The organism is Streptomyces sp. NPDC015127 (assembly GCF_043080095.1).
Classification (GTDB): domain Bacteria; phylum Actinomycetota; class Actinomycetes; order Streptomycetales; family Streptomycetaceae; genus Streptomyces.
Genome location: NZ_JBIBVE010000002.1, coordinates 580,674 through 596,657, shown reverse-complemented (window position 1 = coordinate 596,657; position 15,984 = coordinate 580,674). Strand labels below are relative to the sequence as shown.

Annotated in this window: 16 protein-coding genes and 1 pseudogene; 8 read left to right on the top strand and 9 right to left on the bottom strand. The window is 73.9% G+C overall.

Features of this window, described 5'->3' with window-relative positions; genetic code table 11:
- The first annotated feature begins 166 nt into the window (after positions 1-166).
- Positions 167-1,138, top strand: coding sequence for a DUF4331 family protein (locus ACF08N_RS05990; RefSeq protein WP_392323366.1), 972 nt, complete (start codon positions 167-169; stop codon positions 1,136-1,138).
- Between the two features lie 23 nt (positions 1,139-1,161).
- On the opposite strand, the gene ACF08N_RS05985 is transcribed toward ACF08N_RS05990, so the two are convergent.
- The gene (locus ACF08N_RS05985; protein WP_392323365.1) at positions 1,162-2,967 is read right to left on the bottom strand and encodes a gamma-glutamyltransferase family protein; all 1,806 of its coding nucleotides are present in this window, start codon (positions 2,965-2,967) and stop codon (positions 1,162-1,164) included.
- A 140-nt stretch (positions 2,968-3,107) separates the two neighbouring features.
- Between ACF08N_RS05985 and ACF08N_RS05980 the strand changes: the two genes are divergently transcribed.
- Entirely contained in the window at positions 3,108-3,860 is a 753-nt protein-coding gene (locus tag ACF08N_RS05980) for an SDR family NAD(P)-dependent oxidoreductase (RefSeq protein ID WP_392323364.1), read from the top strand.
- Between the two features lie 188 nt (positions 3,861-4,048).
- Positions 4,049-4,318, top strand: coding sequence for an SAM-dependent methyltransferase (locus ACF08N_RS05975; protein ID WP_392323435.1), 270 nt, complete (start codon positions 4,049-4,051; stop codon positions 4,316-4,318).
- Between the two features lie 165 nt (positions 4,319-4,483).
- Here ACF08N_RS05975 and ACF08N_RS05970 read toward each other — a convergent pair whose 3' ends face one another.
- Both ACF08N_RS05970 and ACF08N_RS05965 read right to left on the bottom strand, forming a co-directional pair.
- Positions 4,484-4,846, bottom strand: coding sequence for a hypothetical protein (locus tag ACF08N_RS05970; RefSeq protein WP_392323363.1), 363 nt, complete (start codon positions 4,844-4,846; stop codon positions 4,484-4,486).
- Between the two features lie 337 nt (positions 4,847-5,183).
- Positions 5,184-5,747, bottom strand: a pseudogene (locus ACF08N_RS05965) (SDR family NAD(P)-dependent oxidoreductase); the annotation flags it as partial.
- A 26-nt stretch (positions 5,748-5,773) separates the two neighbouring features.
- Here ACF08N_RS05965 and ACF08N_RS05960 point away from each other — a divergent pair.
- The 3 genes from ACF08N_RS05960 (at position 5,774) to ACF08N_RS05950 (ending at position 7,714) form a co-directional block, all read left to right on the top strand.
- Entirely contained in the window at positions 5,774-6,214 is a 441-nt protein-coding gene (locus ACF08N_RS05960) for a hypothetical protein (RefSeq protein ID WP_392323437.1), read from the top strand.
- Between the two features lie 84 nt (positions 6,215-6,298).
- Positions 6,299-7,129: a hypothetical protein gene (locus tag ACF08N_RS05955; RefSeq protein WP_392323362.1), complete on the top strand. Its 831-nt coding sequence runs from the start codon at positions 6,299-6,301 to the stop codon at positions 7,127-7,129.
- Between the two features lie 180 nt (positions 7,130-7,309).
- On the top strand, positions 7,310-7,714 hold the full coding sequence (locus ACF08N_RS05950; protein WP_392323361.1) for a ChaB family protein: 405 nt from the start codon (positions 7,310-7,312) through the stop codon (positions 7,712-7,714).
- Between the two features lie 25 nt (positions 7,715-7,739).
- Here ACF08N_RS05950 and ACF08N_RS05945 read toward each other — a convergent pair whose 3' ends face one another.
- Genes ACF08N_RS05945 through ACF08N_RS05935 form a run of 3 tightly spaced genes read right to left on the bottom strand, consistent with a single transcriptional unit; the run spans position 7,740 to position 10,203 of the window.
- On the bottom strand, positions 7,740-8,543 hold the full coding sequence (locus tag ACF08N_RS05945; RefSeq protein ID WP_392323360.1) for a polysaccharide deacetylase family protein: 804 nt from the start codon (positions 8,541-8,543) through the stop codon (positions 7,740-7,742).
- Entirely contained in the window at positions 8,540-9,418 is an 879-nt protein-coding gene (locus ACF08N_RS05940) for a DMT family transporter (RefSeq protein WP_392323359.1), read from the bottom strand. The genes ACF08N_RS05945 and ACF08N_RS05940 overlap by 4 nt, the downstream gene beginning before the upstream one ends.
- Entirely contained in the window at positions 9,415-10,203 is a 789-nt protein-coding gene (locus ACF08N_RS05935; RefSeq protein WP_392323358.1) for an SDR family NAD(P)-dependent oxidoreductase, read from the bottom strand. The genes ACF08N_RS05940 and ACF08N_RS05935 overlap by 4 nt, the downstream gene beginning before the upstream one ends.
- A gap of 238 nt (positions 10,204-10,441) precedes the next feature.
- Between ACF08N_RS05935 and ACF08N_RS05930 the strand changes: the two genes are divergently transcribed.
- A complete protein-coding gene (locus ACF08N_RS05930) occupies positions 10,442-11,581 on the top strand; it encodes a galactosyldiacylglycerol synthase (RefSeq protein ID WP_392323357.1) in 1,140 nt (379 codons plus the stop codon).
- A 110-nt stretch (positions 11,582-11,691) separates the two neighbouring features.
- Here ACF08N_RS05930 and ACF08N_RS05925 read toward each other — a convergent pair whose 3' ends face one another.
- Both ACF08N_RS05925 and ACF08N_RS05920 read right to left on the bottom strand, forming a co-directional pair.
- Positions 11,692-12,108 carry a DUF2795 domain-containing protein gene (locus ACF08N_RS05925; RefSeq protein WP_392323356.1) on the bottom strand — a complete coding sequence of 139 codons (417 nt, stop codon included), beginning with the start codon at positions 12,106-12,108 and terminating at the stop codon, positions 11,692-11,694.
- Positions 12,109-12,222: 114 nt separating this feature from the next.
- Positions 12,223-12,969 (bottom strand): SDR family oxidoreductase, encoded by a 747-nt coding sequence (locus ACF08N_RS05920; RefSeq protein WP_392323355.1) that lies wholly within the window; start codon positions 12,967-12,969, stop codon positions 12,223-12,225.
- A gap of 534 nt (positions 12,970-13,503) precedes the next feature.
- On the opposite strand from ACF08N_RS05920, the gene ACF08N_RS05915 reads away from it, so the two are divergent.
- Complete coding sequence (locus ACF08N_RS05915) at positions 13,504-14,790, top strand: MFS transporter (RefSeq protein WP_392323354.1); 1,287 nt, start codon at positions 13,504-13,506, stop codon at positions 14,788-14,790.
- On the opposite strand, the gene ACF08N_RS05910 is transcribed toward ACF08N_RS05915, so the two are convergent.
- Positions 14,777-15,943, bottom strand: coding sequence for a glycosyltransferase family 9 protein (locus ACF08N_RS05910; RefSeq protein ID WP_392323353.1), 1,167 nt, complete (start codon positions 15,941-15,943; stop codon positions 14,777-14,779). The two genes, ACF08N_RS05915 and ACF08N_RS05910, sit on opposite strands and share 14 nt — an antisense overlap.
- Positions 15,944-15,984: the final 41 nt, after the last annotated feature.

Below are 15,984 nucleotides of genomic sequence, written 5' to 3'. Positions count from 1 at the left end.
ACTTGGAAAGCCCGCGCATGCCGGCGCCCGGGAACGGGACCCGGCCGCCGACGGCCTCGAACGCCGGAGGGACCGCGGCACCGGGACCTGGCCAATGGAGTGATCCTCGGGCGCCGCGTCGTGATGCCGTCGCGCGGGGCACACCGCGGGGTGGAGGCTGGCCGTCATGTCTCATCACCTCAGCGGACCGGACCTGCGGTCCCCCATGGGCGATGCCCGGCTGGACCTGACGGACCTCTTCGCGTTCACGGTGCCGGGCGACCGCACCGTTCTGATCATGAACGTGAACCCGCTCGCCCCCACGGGCGGGCAGGCGTTCCACCCCGACGCCGTCTACCGCGTCAATGTCGACACCGACGGCGACAACCAGGCAGACGTGGCGTTCAGTTTCGTCTTCTCGGAGCCCCGGGACGGGCAGCAGACCGCCACCGTGTACCGGGCCACGGGCGACCGGGCCCGAGCCCACGACGCGGCCGGACAGGAGATCTTCACCGACGCCCCGGTCGCGTTCGGTCCGGAGCCCTACGTGATCGAGGCGGGCCCGTACCTGTTCTCCGCGGGCCTGCGCAGCGACCCGTTCTTCGCGGACCTCGACGGCATCGTCCAGGACTTCCGGTGGACGGGCGTGGACTGGGGAGCCGACAAGAACGTCTTCGGCATCGTCCTCGAAATGCCCGACGCCCAGCTCAGCGCCGACCCGGTCGTCGGCGTGTGGGCGCGGGTGAGCCTGCGGCAGAACGGCGTGCTCCAGTCCGTGGACCGGGGCGCCCATCCGTCCCTGACCGCGTACTTCAACGCCGACAACGACGCCAAGGTCGCGTACAACGAGGGCGAGCCCGCCGAGGACTGGGAGACGTACCGCGAACCGTGGACCGCCGTCCTGCGGCACACCGGCGGCTACGAGCCCCTGGACGCCGAGCTGGCGCTGCGCACCGTGCTGCCCGACGTGCTGCGCTTCGACCGCGACCGGCCCGCCGCCTACCCCAACGGCCGCGCCCTCACCGACGATGTCACCTCGGCACGCCTCGCGATGATCTCCGGCGGGAGGATCACCAGCGACCACATCGGTCCGCACACCGACCTGCTGCCGGAATTCCCCTACCTCGGCACTCCGCACCCGGCCACGGCGGCCGGCTAGAACACCCGGGCCACGGCGGCGGCTCAGCGGCCCACCGCGTACCCCTGCATCCCCCGCGGGTTGGCTCCGGCCGACAGGATGCCGGTCTCCGGGTCGCGGGACACCGCGCACAGGCGGCCCTCCGACCACGGGTCGCCGGTCGAGACGTCGTGTCCGCGGCGCAGCAGTTCCGCGATCACCTCAGGGCCGATCCGGGACTCGACGGTCACGCCGCCCGGTCGCATGTGCCGTGGGTAGAAGGAGCCGGGGAAGCTGTCGGTGTGCCAGTTGGGCGCGTCGATCGCCCCCTGGAGGTCGAGCCCGCCGCGTACCGGGGCGCGAAGCGCGACCGCGAGGAAGAAGTGCAGTTGCCACTGGTCCTGCTGGTCGCCGCCCGGGGTGCCGAAGGCCATGACGGGCACGCCGTCGCGCAGGGCGAGCGAGGGGGTGAGAGTGGTCCGGGGGCGGCGGCCGGGGGTGAGGGAGTTCGGCAGGCCCGGGTCGAGCCAGGTCATCTGGAGCCGGGTGCCGAGCGGGAACCCGAGGGACGGTACGACCGGGTTGGACTGGAGCCAGCCGCCGCTGGGGGTGGCGGCGACCATGTTGCCCCACCGGTCGACGATGTCGAGGTGGCAGGTGTCGCCGCGGGTGGCGCCGGTCCGGGCGACGGTCGGCTCGCCCGCGCCCGGCACTCCCCCGGCTTCGGGGCCGGGCTCGCCCGCCGCGACGGCGAGCGCGTGCCGGCTCAGCCTCGGCGTGCGCCCGTCGGGGCTGCCGGGGCGCAGGGCGTACGAGGCCGTGTCGCCGATCAGGGCGCGGCGTTCGGTGTTGTACGCGTCGGACAGCAGCGTCTTGACGGGTACGGTTCCCGGGCCCTCGGCGTCGCCGTACCAGGCTTCCCGGTCGGCCATGGCGAGCTTCGTGCCCTCGATCAGGGTGTGGACGTACTCGGCGCTGCCGTAGGCGGGGAGACGGCCGGGGAGCAGCGCCAACTGCTGGAGGAGGGCCGGGCCCTGGGACCAGCCGGCCGCCTTGCAGACCGTCCAGCCGTTCCAGTCGTAGCCGACCGGGTCCTCGTAGGTGGCGCGGTGGGCGGCGAGGTCGTCGCCGGTGAGCGTGCCGGCGTGACGGGTGCCGGAGGTGTCGAGGGTGGGGCGGGCGGCGGCCTCGGCGAGCGCCTCGGCGACGAACCCTTCCCGCCAGACGCGCCGGGCGGCGTCGATCCGGGTCTCGCGGCCGCTGCCGGCCGCCTGCGCCTCGGCGAGCAGGCGGCGCCACGTGGCGGCGAGCGCCGGGTTCCTGAGGAGCCGGCCGGGGGCCGGTGCGCGGCCCCCGGGCAGATAGATCTCGGCGGAGGAGGTCCACTCGGTCGTGAAGAGCTCGCGCACGGTCTCGACCGTCTGCCCGACGCGCTCGACGGGCGGGTGACCGGCCTCGGCGTAGCCGATGGCGTACTTCAGCACCGCCGCGAGGGACTTCGTGCCGTGGTCGCGCAGCAGCAGCATCCACGCGTCGAACGCGCCGGGTACGGCGGCGGCGAGGGGCCCGGTGCCGGGCACGAGTTCCAGGCCGAGTGCGTTGTAGTGGGCGATGGTCGCCCCCGCCGGGGCGGGACCCTGGCCGCACAGGACGCGCACCGGTCCGCCGGCGGGCGCGAGGATGATCGGGACCTCGCCGGCGGGGCCGTTGAGGTGCGGTTCGACGACGTGGAGCACGAAGCCGGCGGCGACGGCGGCGTCGTAGGCGTTGCCGCCGTCCTCGAGGACGGCCATGGCGGACTGCGAGGCCAGCCAGTGGGTGGAGGACACCATGCCGAAGGTGCCCTGGAGGGTGGGTCGGGTGGTGAACACGGTGCGGCGGCTCCTCTGTTCGCGGCATGCGCCGAAGCCCGCGGCGCCATCGGGGTTCAAGGGAGGCCCGTCAGGCCAATGTTGACATTCGAACATTGGCCAGTCAAAGTCGGGTGACCATGACGGAAGGAGATCCTCGGATGAACCGGGGCGTATTGGTGACCGGGGCGTCCCGGGGCATCGGGCGGGGCGTCGCCGCCGCGTTCGCCCGGCAGGGGGACCGGGTCGCGGTGCACTGTTCCACCAGGAAGGCCGATACGGAGGCCACCCTCGTCGGCCTGCCCGGCGAGGGCCACACGCTCGTCGTCGGCGACCTCACCGATCCCGCGCGCGTCGAGGCCCTGGTCGCCGAAGCCGACGAGGCGCTGGGCGGCCTTGACGTCCTGGTGAACAACGCCGCGGTGATGATCCGTCACCCGCTGCCCGACACGTCGTACGGGGACTGGCAGGAGGCGTGGCAGCGCACCGCCGCCGTGAACCTGTTCGGCGCCGTGAACGTCACCTATTGCGCCGCCCGCCGCATGATCGACGACGGCCGGGCGGGGCGCATCGTGAACATCGGCTCGCGCGGCGCGTTCCGGGGCGAGCCCGACCATCCGGCGTACGGCGCCACGAAGGCGGCGCTGCACGCGTTCGGCCAGTCACTGGCCGTCTCGCTCGCCCCGCACGGCATCGCGGTCGCCTCGGTGGCGCCCGGATTCGTCGCCACCGAGAGGGTCGCCGACCGCCTCAGCGGCGCGGAGGGCGAGCAGATCCGTTCGCAGAGCCCGTTCGGCAGGGTCGCGGCACCGGACGAGATCGCCTCCGCCGTGCTCTACCTCGCCTCGCCGGAGGCCACGTGGTGCTCGGGCACGGTGCTGGACGTCAACGGAGCCTCGTACCTGCGCACCTGAGACACGACTCCCCTCACGCCGGACCACCCGGGCACCGCCACACCCCGCAGACCAACTGGACGCGTTATCAAGGCATTTGCTCCGGAGGAGCGGCCGGACGCCGGTAGGGTCGCCGCGACGGATGCGGGTCGGCACCTGCGGGTGGGGAGAGGCGGAGTGCGCGCTGTGGTCAACGAACGCGCAGCCACCTGGGGCTGTCGCAGGTCGTCTGCGACGAGCCGGCCCGGGGTGCCGAGATGACCGCGCACATCTCGGGCGGCGGCATTCCGTGGCAGACCCGTACGCCGGCCGAGGTCGACGGCTTCCTGGACGGCCTGGAACCGGTGGCTCCGGGCATGGTCGACCTCGTCGACTGGCGCCCCGACCCCGACCAGCCGGCGCTCGCTCCGGTGCACGCGGCGCTGGCCCCGTACCTCGGCGCCTCCGACAACAGCAAGGGCGTGTACGAGTACGGCTGACTGCTCCGCAAGCCGTGAGGCCCGGCACGGCGGGGGTGGCGGCGTCTTTTGGCACGCCACCCCCGGCCGGCCGACGAACGACCGCGGAATGCGGCAGAGTTCTTTCACATCCTCCGCCGCACAATTGCCGTTTCTTCACAGAACCGAACGGCCCGTGAATTTCTTTCAGAGCCGGCGCACCCGCGAGGCGACACCGTGCCCGATCAGCAGATAAATCACTGCGGGCAGCCCGTAATTGAGGAGAACGCGGAGGCCGTCCGTGTCCATGGTGAAAATGTCCTGTGACCACCACGCCAGCCAGTCCGCCATGCCTTCCACGAACCCGACGAAGACGTTCGCCTGGTTCGCCTCGAGCAGGTAGAGCGCGATCCACAGCCCGAGGAACACCGCGGCGACGTCGGCGATCGTGTGGATGATCAGGGCCGCCCGACGCGCGCCGGACCCGTCGCCGTCGGGTGCGTGGCGGTGGCCGCCACCCTGGTTGAGGTCGTATTGCCGCTGGTCCGGCAGGGGTTCGGTGTTGCTCACTGGAGTCCCAATCTGGCGCGTACACCGCCTCGACGGTACGGAAACGCGGCCACAGCGCGGAGGGAAATCACCGCAGCGGAGAAATCCCGGCCGTGACCGCATACGGGGCGCCCTTTCGCGCCCCTGTCCGGAACTGCGCCGTCCGCGAATGAAGCGTTACACGGACGCCGGACGGGTCCGATATCGGCAAGTGCGGAAATTCCCGCCTGCCGACATCCGACGGACCCGCGCGGTCGTCCCCGATCCGGAGGGACTTGAGCGGAAATTCGTCGACCGTGTCACCGAGTTCGGCGGCCGTCCCGCGTGAGTCCTGCCTTCCCTGCCGGGGCCCGTCCCGTCAGGCGTTGGTCCCCAGGTCGGCCGTGATGCCCACCCCGGTGACGCCGCGACCGCCCGGGCCCGCGAGGTGGCCACGGTCGCGGGCCACCTCGTCCGGTTCCAGGAAGCGGCCCAGAGCAGTCACGTCGCGCTGCGCCTGCGCGTCTGCCGCGTCGGCGGGGTTCATGTCCGTGCCGGTCGAGCCCGGATGGACCACGTTCACCGTGATGCCGCGCGGGCCGAGGTCGCGGGCGAGCCCCCGGGTCAGGCCGTCCAGCGCGGCCTTGCTCATGCTGTAGAGCGCGACACCGGCGAACGGCACCCGTGCGGCGAGGTTGCTGCCGGTGCTGATGATCCGCCCCCCGCGCGGGAGATGACGCACCGCGGCCTGTGCGGCGAGGACAGCGGCGCGCACGTGCACGGCCAGGGTGTGCTCGATCTCCTCGAGGGTGACGTCCTCGATCGGTCCGCTCGGGAACAGGCCCGCGTTGTTGACGAGCATGTCCAGCCGGCCGAACTCGGCGGCGGTGCGCTCAACGGCCTCGGTCACCGCCTCCACGTGCGCCACGTCCTCGCGGCGACCAACTGCTCGGAGGCGAAAACTCCTCGGTGCGCGAACACCTCGCGGACCGGCGGCGCGCCGACGTGGACAAGCTCGTACGGCGTCTGGAACAGGGCGGCCGGGAAGGCGACGTGCGCCCCGGCGTCGACGCGGAGGCGGTCGCGGCGTACTGCACCGCCGTCCTCCAGGGCATGTCCGTCCGGGCACCCGACGGCGCCACGCAGGCGGAACGGGAGCGCACCGCCGAGCTCGCGACGGCCTCGTGGGAGCTGGTCACGGTCGGTCTGACGCCTCGCCACCACGGCTTCCGCCCGCCTGCCCGGCCGACGTGCGCACACGTGTGCGCCGTTCGGCACGTCGCCCACGCCGTCCCCGCCGAATGGGGCGCCCGGCCCACCACGCGGCGGTGGCGCCGACGTCACGGCCTGCGGCGGATCTTTGCAGAAGCATCACACTTGCTGCGCAGGGCCTTCGGAGAACGCCGTTAGCGTTGCTGGCCGATTGAACCCGCGCGCGACAGCGCACAAGGCGCCGATGTCTCTGGCAGCTCCGGCAGCACAGAAAGATTGCAGATGGACTACTGCTCGTCATGTCGTCGGCACCTCAACGGAGCGCTGGTGTGCCCGGGTTGCGGCGATTACGCCCCGGACATCGCACCGCCTTCCCATCGCAGTGAGCAGGCGACGGCGGAGTGGGACCCGTTCCGCGCGGAGCGGTCGCCCGCCGCGAAGTCGTCGTCCGGTGCCGGTTCCCAGGACTCCGCCCGCGCACCGTACGCGGCAGGTGCGGGCATATCCGGGGACGCCGCGGACGGCGCGCCGTCCGACGCGTCCGCGCACACCGCGTCCAGCGCGCCGGGCCGTGCGGCCCGGCGGCGGCAGCTGGCCCGCTGGAAGAAGAGCCGGCGCCGCGCCGTGGCCGGGACGGCCATCGCGCTCGTCGGCGGAGGGCTGACCATCGCTGCTCTTCCCTCGGGATCCTCCAAGGGCAAGATGAACGCCGTCTCGGCGCCGGAGACCGTCACCCCGAACGCCGCCAGGATGAGCGAACCCGTCTCGCCGTCCGCGGAGCCGGCCAAGCCGGCGACACGGAAGCCCGACACGCGCCCCTCCCCGACCGCCGTCCCGGGACAGCGGACCTCGACGGTCACCGTCTCCCGCCCCGCCGCCACGCCCCCGCCGCCGCGCCCCGTCACCGAGGCCACCGCGCAGCCGGAGGCGCAGCAGTCCGAGACGCCGGCCCCGCGGCCCACCGCTGCCGGCTCCACGACGCAACCGAACACCTCGGGCGGCACGGACGGCGGTTCGGACAGCTCCCGTGACGACCAGCCGGAGGCGACCCCCTCGCAGACGGCCACTACGTCACCCACCGAGGTGTGCCTGCTTGTCCTCTGCCTCGGCTGAGGACACGCCAGGACACCGACGACACGTCGCCCCGCATTCGGCGCCGCTTCACCGACCGCGCAGGTCTCCTGCGCGGTCGGTGGCGTTTCCCGCGCATGTCGGCCCTCTCCGCGGCGCCGCGCGGGCCGTTTCGTCCCGGGCGCAGCGGGCACACGGCCTGCATCGCACCGGAGGTGAACCATGCCAGGACGCGAGGAGCTTCCTTCGACGCTGGAGCGCTCGCCCAAGGACGCGCAGCGCACGTGGATCAAGGCCCACGACTCCGCCGTGGAGCAGTACGGCGAAGGGGAGCGGGCCCACCGGGTCGCCTTCAGCGCGCTCAAGCACAAGTACGAGAAGGTCGCCGACCACTGGGAGCGGAAGGAACAGGGCCGCAAGGGGCCCTCGGACCCGCGCGCCGAGACGCCGCGGCAGCGGCCCGCCCGCAGCGGTGAGGGCGTCGACGAGAACGCCACCAAGCAGCACCTGTACGACCTGGCCCAGCGTATGGACATCGCGGGCCGGTCCCGGATGAGCAGGTCCGAGCTGCTGGATGCCATTCGCAAGGAGAACCGTTCGAAGACGCGTGAAGCCCGTTCCCGGTGAGCGGCGCGGCGGTGGGATAGCCTGATCAGCGGCCGCGGTGGCCCGCACGTGCGGGACCGCCCACAACCGGCGTCGGCTCGCCGATTCCGTGATCGGCGAGCCGTCCCACCGTCAGTCCGCGGGAACGGCATGCCTCCACCACCAGGGGCAGCGCGGCCAGGGTCACGCGCCAGGACCCGGCCGCGCTGTACGCGTCGGTGTCGTGGAGGAGCACCGTCGCGCCCCCGCGCAGGGTGCTGGTGACCTCCGCGAGCACGCTCCCGGGGGTCGCCGACGCGGTCCAGTCGCGCCCCCAGGCGGACCAGAGCACCGGGTGGAGACCGGCGCGGCGGGCCGCCGCCCAGCGGCCGCCGGTGAGGACACCGTAGGCGGGCCGGTACCAGACGGGGTATGTGCCCGCGACGCCGTGGACGACCTCCGCGGCGCGTTCCAGGTCGCGCGCGTCGCGCAGCGGCCGGGGGGCCCAGCCGCGTTCGTGGCGCCAGCCGTGCACGGCCAGCTCGTGGCCCTCGGCCGCCATCCTGTGTCCCAGGTCGGGCTGGTCTGCGAGCCTGCTGCCGAGCACGAAGAACGTGGCGCGCACGTCGAGCCGGTCGAGGGCGCGCAGGAAGTCGGGCGTGCTGCCGGGGTCGGGGCCGTCGTCGAAGGTGAGGGCCACCCGCCGGGAGTCGCCGCGTCCGTGGAGGGCGGGGCCCAACGCGGCCCGGACCGACGGGATCCAGGTGACCGCAGGGCCGATGTGCCCGGCGGTCACCGCCAGGGCTGCCGCGGCCAGTGCCGGTGCGACGGTCCGGCGCCCGCCGGGCGGGGGCGTGCGGGGGGTGCTCACCAGGCTGCCTCCTTGCCCTGCTCGCCCGCGAGCAGGGGCGATCTTGCCAGTTGCACCGTGCCCGCGATGAGCACGGCCAGCGCCGCCGCCTCGGGCACGGTCCGCCAGCCGAGTTCGACGTGTTCGCCGAACAGCACCGCGCCGAGAACCACACTGAGCAGGGCGTCACCCAGCGTGAGTGCCGGCTGTGAGGCGACGAGCGTGCCCGCCCGCAGCGTCACCTGCAGCAGCAGGAAGCTGCCGAGGCCGACGGCGATCGCGGTGTACAGCTGCCACGCGGCGAACAGGGCCGCGACGCCTTCGTCCAGCCGTCCGGTCGCGTCCTTGATCAGCGCGGCCGTGCAGGCGAAGCCGAGAGCTGTCGCCGTGCCGAGGACGGCCGCCCGGGGCGCGGACGGCAGCCGCGGTGACACGGCGACGAGCGCCACGACGACCGTCGCGACGCCCACCGCCGTCCATACCCACCGGACGCCGGGTACGGTCGCCCGTTCGCCGGACGGTTCGAGGAGCGCCAGGAACACGGCAAGGCCCATGGCCATGGCGAGGAAGGCCCACCAGGTACGGGCGTCCGGACGGCGGCGGAACACGATGCCGCCGATGACCAGCGTGAAGAGCAGTTCCGTGGTCATCACCGGCTGCACGACCGACAGCGGCCCGGCGGCGAGGGCCGCCGCCTGGCACAGCCCCGAGACGGCGAGCAGGGCGGCACCCCAGATCCAGACCGGCCGGTGGACCAGGCCGGCCACCCACGCCCCCCGGCGGGCCGAGGCCGATGCGGGGCCCGACTCCTCGGCGGCGCCACGCCGCTGGAGCACGGAGGCGGCCGCGTTGCCGAGGGCCGCGAGCAGGGCCAGGACGACCGAGAGCCCGATCATCGCACCGCCGGTTCGGCCCGTCCGGCCAGGTACCGGAAGATGCCCGGCGCGACACCGTGCAGCCGCACCGGCACGGCCAACCAGCCGGGCACGAACACGTCGCTGCGACCGCTCACGAGTGCCTGCCGGACCGCGACGGCGACCCGGTCGGCGGGCACCGGGCGCGGCCGGGTGCGGTGGTACGGGGCCCCGCGCGTGGCGAAGAACGGTGTGTCCACGGCGCCGGGCGAGATCACCGACACACGCACACGGGTTCCGACGAGCTCCTGACGCAGGCTCTCGGCGAAGGAGAGGAGGGCGCCCTTGCCCGCGGCGTAGACCGCCTCGTTCGGCACGCCGACGGATCCGGCGATCGAACCGATGAGGACGACCCGGCCCGTCCTGCGCGCCACCATCTGCGGCAGCAGCAGGCGCACCATGTGGATCACCGCCACCAGATTGACCGTCAACAGCCGGTCGACGGCCTCGGCGGGCATCCTCGTGAAGGGGCCGTACCAGCCGGTCCCGGCCGACGCGACCACCGCGTCGACGTGGCCCGCATGGTCCAGCGCCTGCCGGGCCAGCCGGTCGCGGTCGCCCGCGTCCGCCATGTCGGCGGGCAGCGCGTGGCCGCCGGTGCGGTCCGCGACCGCGGCGAGGCGCTCCGGGTCCCGGCCGCTGAGCAGCAGCCGCCAGCCGCCCTCGGCCGCGAGTGCGGCCGCGACGGCTTCGCCGATTCCCGAGGACGCCCCGGTGATGAGCACGACCGGCGGCACTCCGCCCGAGCGGGCGTCACGGCGCGACATGGCCGGCTTCGTCCCGTGCCGAGCCGCGCGGTTCGTCCTGCGCCTGGTCCGACGCACCGGCAGTCCTCCGGATCTCCTCGACGCCTCTCTGCCAGCTTCGGCGCTGCGGCGGGGAAGCGCCTGTCCACGCAAGATCCCCCTGGTGCCCGGTCACTCGAACGGCTCGATTCGGTGCCCGCCCGTCACGGCATGACGCCCCTGACAATGCCGGGCATCTCCCCTCGGAGGATCAGCGATCATGCGGCGGCGGTTCCTGCTCCTCGGCGCCGGTATGGGCGCCGGCCACGCGGCCGTGTCCGCCGAGCTGGCGCGCAGACTGCGCGAGCGCGGCGACCACGCCCTCGTGCGGGACGTGCTCACGCTCCTCCCGCCGGGCGTCGGCCCGGCCGTCCGGTCCTCCTACCGCGCGACCGTCCGGTACGCCCCTTGGGTTTACGAGGGGATCTACGCCCTGTTCATGTCCCCCGCCAAGGGCCCGCGGCCCAGCAGCACGCCGCTCGCCGTGGCGGCGGAACGCAGGCTCATGGAGCTCGTGGAGCTGTGGCGGCCGGACGTCGTCGTCTCCACGTTCCATCTGGCCGCCGAGCTCACGGGCAGGCTGCGCGCCAAGGGGACGCTGCCGGTCCCCGCGGCTGTCTTCCTCACGGACCTCGCGGTCCACCGCGGCTGGCTGCACCCGGGCAACGACCTGTACGTCTGCGTCACCGAGGCGACCGCGGCGGACGTCCGGGCGGCCACCGGGCGCCCCGCGATGGCGTCGGGCCCGGTCGTCGCGCCCGCATTTCATACGGCAGGGACACGCGTGCCCTCTTCTCACTGGGAGACCGATCACTGGGAGACCGAGTTCGCGCGGGTGGGGTTCGGCCGTGCGCCCGTGCTGCTGTCCACCGGCGCCTGGGGGGTCGGCACAGCGATCGAGAACACCGCCCGCTCGCTCGCGCACCACGGCTGTCTGCCGGTCGTGCTGTGCGGGCGGGACCGGGTACTGCGCAGGCGGACGACCCGGCTGCCGGGCGTGCTCGGGCTGGGCTGGGTCGCGGACATGCCGCAGCTCTTCGCCTCGGTACGCGTTCTGATCGACAACGCGGCCGGACAGACCGCGGTGCAGGCGCTCGCCTCGGGCGTTCCGGTCATCGGCTACCGGCCCATTCCGGGCCACGGCGCCGAAGGCGTGCGGAGCATGGCGGCGGCCGGCCTCTCCGTCCGGGCCGGGAGCCTTCCGGAACTGCTGCGGGCCGTGGACCGGCTGGCGCGCGCCGGTACCGCCCGGGAGGAACAGCTGGCCCGCGGCGCCGCGGCGTTCACCGCCGACGCGGCCGGGGTGATCGCCGACTTCTTCGGCCCCCGGCCGGTACAGGACGGCGACGGCCCTGGGTGATCCGGTCGGCCCCGGGTCCGGGCGGTTGCCTGTCGGGGCGCTCGCCGGCCCCGGGGCCGACCGTAAGTAGGGGGCCGTCCCGTAGTCCATGGGGCGGGTCCCGTGGTTCCTCAGGTGGTGGGCCGATACCCGAGCGCCCTGACGATCTCGTCCGCGTTGTGATACGTGCCGTCCTCGGGGAGCTTGCGCGCCTGAGCCACCACCGGGTCGGGCGCGTGGTTCTCCTCCAGGGCGCGCACCACCGCAGCGCGGTCCGCCGGGAAGACCGTACGGTCGAGGTGCCGTGCGATCTCCAGGCGCAGAGCGTCGGCACCGGCCTCCGCCTCGGCCTGGTCGCGGGCCTCTCCCGGTGGTGGGACCGGCCCGCTGGGGTGCACCTCGACGTCGTCGTCGGCGGCGGGCTCCGGGTCGTGCGACTCCTCCGCGTGGGTGTGCTGACCGGACCGGAGGTAGCCCTCCAGCTCGTGCTTCCGCTCGTCGTCCTCGCGCGGGCTCACCGGGTTGCTGCCTCGCTCCGTGCTGTTCATGTCCTGGCCGCCTCCTTCGTTCCTGCGCGTGCTCGGGGTGCCCTGCTGCGGGGCGGGTACCCGAGGAGGCCGAACCCATACGAATCAGACATCCGAGGGACGCCGGCGGGGCGTTCAGGGCCAGGACGGCTCCTTGCGGGGCACGACCACCAGTTCGGACACCGCGCTGCCGGGCGGCACCGAGAGGGCGTACATCAGCGTGTCGGCCACGATGTCGGGGCTCTGCAGCATCGAGACGTCGGCGTCCGGGAAGCGGTCGAGGATGAACGGCGTCTCCATGCCCCCGGCGATGATCCCGGTGACGCCGATACCCAGGCAGTCCCGCTGCGCCTCCTTGAACAGGGTGTGCGTGAACGCCCGCAGGCCCGACTTGCCCGCCGCGTACGGTCCGGCCTCCGTCCAGGTGCGGTTCGCCGCGGTCGAGAGGATGTTGACGATGTGTCCGCCGCCTCGCGCGATCATGCGGCGGTAGGTCTCCAGGCACAGATACATCGGGCCCAGGAGGTTGGTGGTGACGACGCGCGTCACCTCGTCCGCCGTCAGGTGCTCGATGGGCTTGGAGACGTCCACCGCGGCGTTGTTGACCAGGATGTCCACCGCCTGACCTTCGGCGTCCAGGTCGAGGAAGACAGCCGCGACCATCGCGGAGTCGCAGACGTCCATCTCCACGAACCGGGCGTCGTGGCCGGCCCGGGTCAGGTCCGCGCACAGTTCCTGTGCGGTCTCCTTCCGTACGTCCGCCACGAGGACCGACGCTCCCGCCCCCGCCAGCCGGCGCGAGACGGCCGCCCCCAGCCCCCGGGCGCCTCCGGTCACCAGTGCCTGCCTGCCGCGAAGATCGACCTGTACCGCGCTGCCCATGTCCCTGCCTTCCGACGACTCAGCGTCCCCGGGTACCGCCGTGTGCGCCGGGAAACCACTCCGTCTCTCACTGTGACCCCGCGGGCCGCCTCCGGCACGCCGTACTAGGCCGCCGCCGGAGATGTCCGGGAGTGGCGGCCGTCACCTTCACGGAGCCCGCACACACCGCTCCCGGCACCGTCGTCGTCACTGTGAGCAAGCACACCAGAAGTACGAGTTCCCAGGCGGCACAAGGGCTGTGGCAACCGACAGCCCTGGCAGCGCCCTGCCGCGGCCCGTCTTCCGCGGTCCCGTCTGCCACGATGGTCGACGCCGTCTCCCGGAGTGAACCGTCCCTGGGCGCAACGGCACACCAGACAGATCCGGTGGAGCAGCCGCGCAGCGCAGCCGGCCTTCCGACCTCCACCGTTTGCCGCACCCGCCTCCGGGCTCATCTCCGGGTACCTCACTGTGTCTTCTTCCTCCGCCGTCCGCTCGACCACGCCCGCGTCCGCTCCCGACCGCTCGCCCTGGCGTTCCCTCAGGTACCGCAGCATGCGCTGGTGGTCCGTCGCGAACTTCGTCTCCAACGCCGGTACGTGGATGCAGCTCACGGTGCAGAACCTGCTGGTCCTCCAGATCACGGGGTCCGCCGCGGCGACGGGTCTGTCCATGTCCGTGCAGGCGGCGCCCGGTCTTCTGATGAGCGTCGCGGGCGGCGCCGCCGTCGACCGCTGGCCCCGCAAGATGACCGCGGCCGTCAGCCAGGCACTGCTCGGTGGCGTGGCGTTCCTGACGGCGGTCCTGGTGGCCGTCGACCAGCTCAATCTCGGCATCCTGATGGCCCTGGCCGCCGTCACCGGTGTGATCGCCACGGTCGACGGGCCCGCGTGTGCGCTGCTGGGCAACGACCTGGTCCGCGCCGAGGACGTCCCTTCCGCCATCGGCGTGGGTTCCCTGGTGCACAACGCCGGGCGGCTCGCGGGCGCCGCGCTGGCCGGTGTGACGGTCGGCTTCCTGGGCACGGGCGCCGCCTATGCGGCCAACGGAGTGTCGTTCCTGTTCGTCGCCTGCGTCATCCCCTTCCTGCGCCCCGTGCACCGGACAATCCCGCGGCCGCGGGCGGAACTCGGTGCGAAGCGCACGGAACGGGCCCCGGGCAGCGCCCGGGGCGGGGCCGACCACGAGGACATGACGGTGCGTCAGGGCCTGGCGTTCTTCATGCGCCGCCCGCGCCTGGTCGCGCTCGCCGGCATCACCGGCATCAGTGCCGTCTTCGGGCGCAACTACGGCCTCACGCTGGCGGTTCTCGTCACGGGTCCGCTGGCCGGCGGCGCCGGGGCGTTCGGCACCGTCTCCACCGTTCTCGCGGTGGGCGGCATCATCGGCGCCGTGCTCGGTGCCCGGCTGCGCAAGCCCTCCGTACGGCTGGTCGGCACGCTCGCCGCGGCCGGCGCCCTGCTCCAGGTGGTGGCGGGCCTGTCGCCGTCGCTCGCCGTGCTGCTGGTCCTCGTACTTCCCATGGCCGTGGTCGAGTCGGTGTCGGACACCGCCGGGACGACGGTCCTCCAGACGGACCCGCCCGCGCATCTGCGCGGCCGTGTTCTCGGCGTCTGGGGCAGCATCCGCACCCTGTGGGGTCTGGCGGGACCGCCGGCGCTCGGCCTCCTCATGGAGCTCGCCGGGGCGCGGGGCGCCCTCGTCACCGGTGGACTCCTCATCGCGGGCGCGGTCGGAGCGGGCCACGTGCTGCACCGGCGCCGTACGGCCCCGGCCGTGGTCCTGCGCACGGAGGAGACCAGCGCGGCCGAACAGCGGCCGACCCTGATCACCGCCGCCTGATCGCAGCGGTCTGATCGGCGCCGTCCGATCGCCCGCGGCCGGCCGCCGGCGGTGCCCCGTGGCTCACGCGCGGGCCACCGGGGGTCCTTCCCGGGCCGGTGGCCGGCCCGCGGGCCGGATCCAGCTCCCCCGGCTCGGGCCCCGGCAGTCCGCGCACCGCGTCGAGCACCTCGCCGACACCGATCCTCAGCAGCCGTTCGTCCGGCAGCCGTCCGTGGGCGTCCCCCGGGCGGGGCGATTCGTCGCCGCCGGCGTGCCACAGCACACGGTGCCGTGCGGAGGCGGGCGGCCCCCACAGCCGCGGGGCCACCGGGCCGAACAGGACGACGGACGGTGTGCCCAGCGCCGTCGCGAGGTGGGCGAGCCCGGTGTCCCCCACCACCACGCAGCGCGCCTGCCCGACCAGCGCGGCGAGCCGCTCGAACGGGATGTCGTCCCTGCCGCCCAACACCGCCTCCGGCGGCAGGCCCGCCTCGCGCGCCACCCGGTGTGCGAGTGGCCCCTCGTCCGCTCCGGCGGTCACCACGACGTCGTGTCCGGAGCGGCGCAGCTCGGCCGCCACGGCCGCGAAGCGCTCGGGCGGCCAGCGGCGAGCGCCCGCGTCGGCGCCCGGGTGCACCACGACGGCGCCGGGGGCCGGGGACGGGACGGGGGCCGGCGGTATCTCCACCTCGCGGGGGTCGGCGGCGATCCCGTACCAGGCGAGCAGCCGGCACCAGCGGTCGCGCTCGTGCTCGTCCTCCCGCCACACCGGGCCCCGGATACCGGGCGTGCCGGAGTGCGCGTAGGCGAGCAGCCGGCCCGGGCGCAGCCGCTGGAGGAGCAGGTGGCTGGGCGGACCACTGCCGTGCAGGTCCACGGCGACGTCGGGTGCCGGCCCGCTCCAGGCGAGTTCGGCGGGCACGTCGCGGCCGGCGGCCGTGGTGGGCAGCAACCGGTCCACGAGGCCGGTGGCGGCGGCGGCCGCGGACAGCCTGCGGGGGCCGGCGAGCACGAGTTCGTGGCCGGGCAGGTGCCGGCGCAGCGCGCGCAGCGCGGGTACCGCCGTCAGCAGGTCGCCCAGGCCGAGTGCGCGCAGCACCAGGACGCGCGGGCGGGGCGCCGCCGTCGGGTCACCGTCGTCCCGGGGGGCCGTACGGCCGGGGGTGCTCACGTCACGGACACCTCTCTCGCGTCGGGCCGGCTCTCACCGGC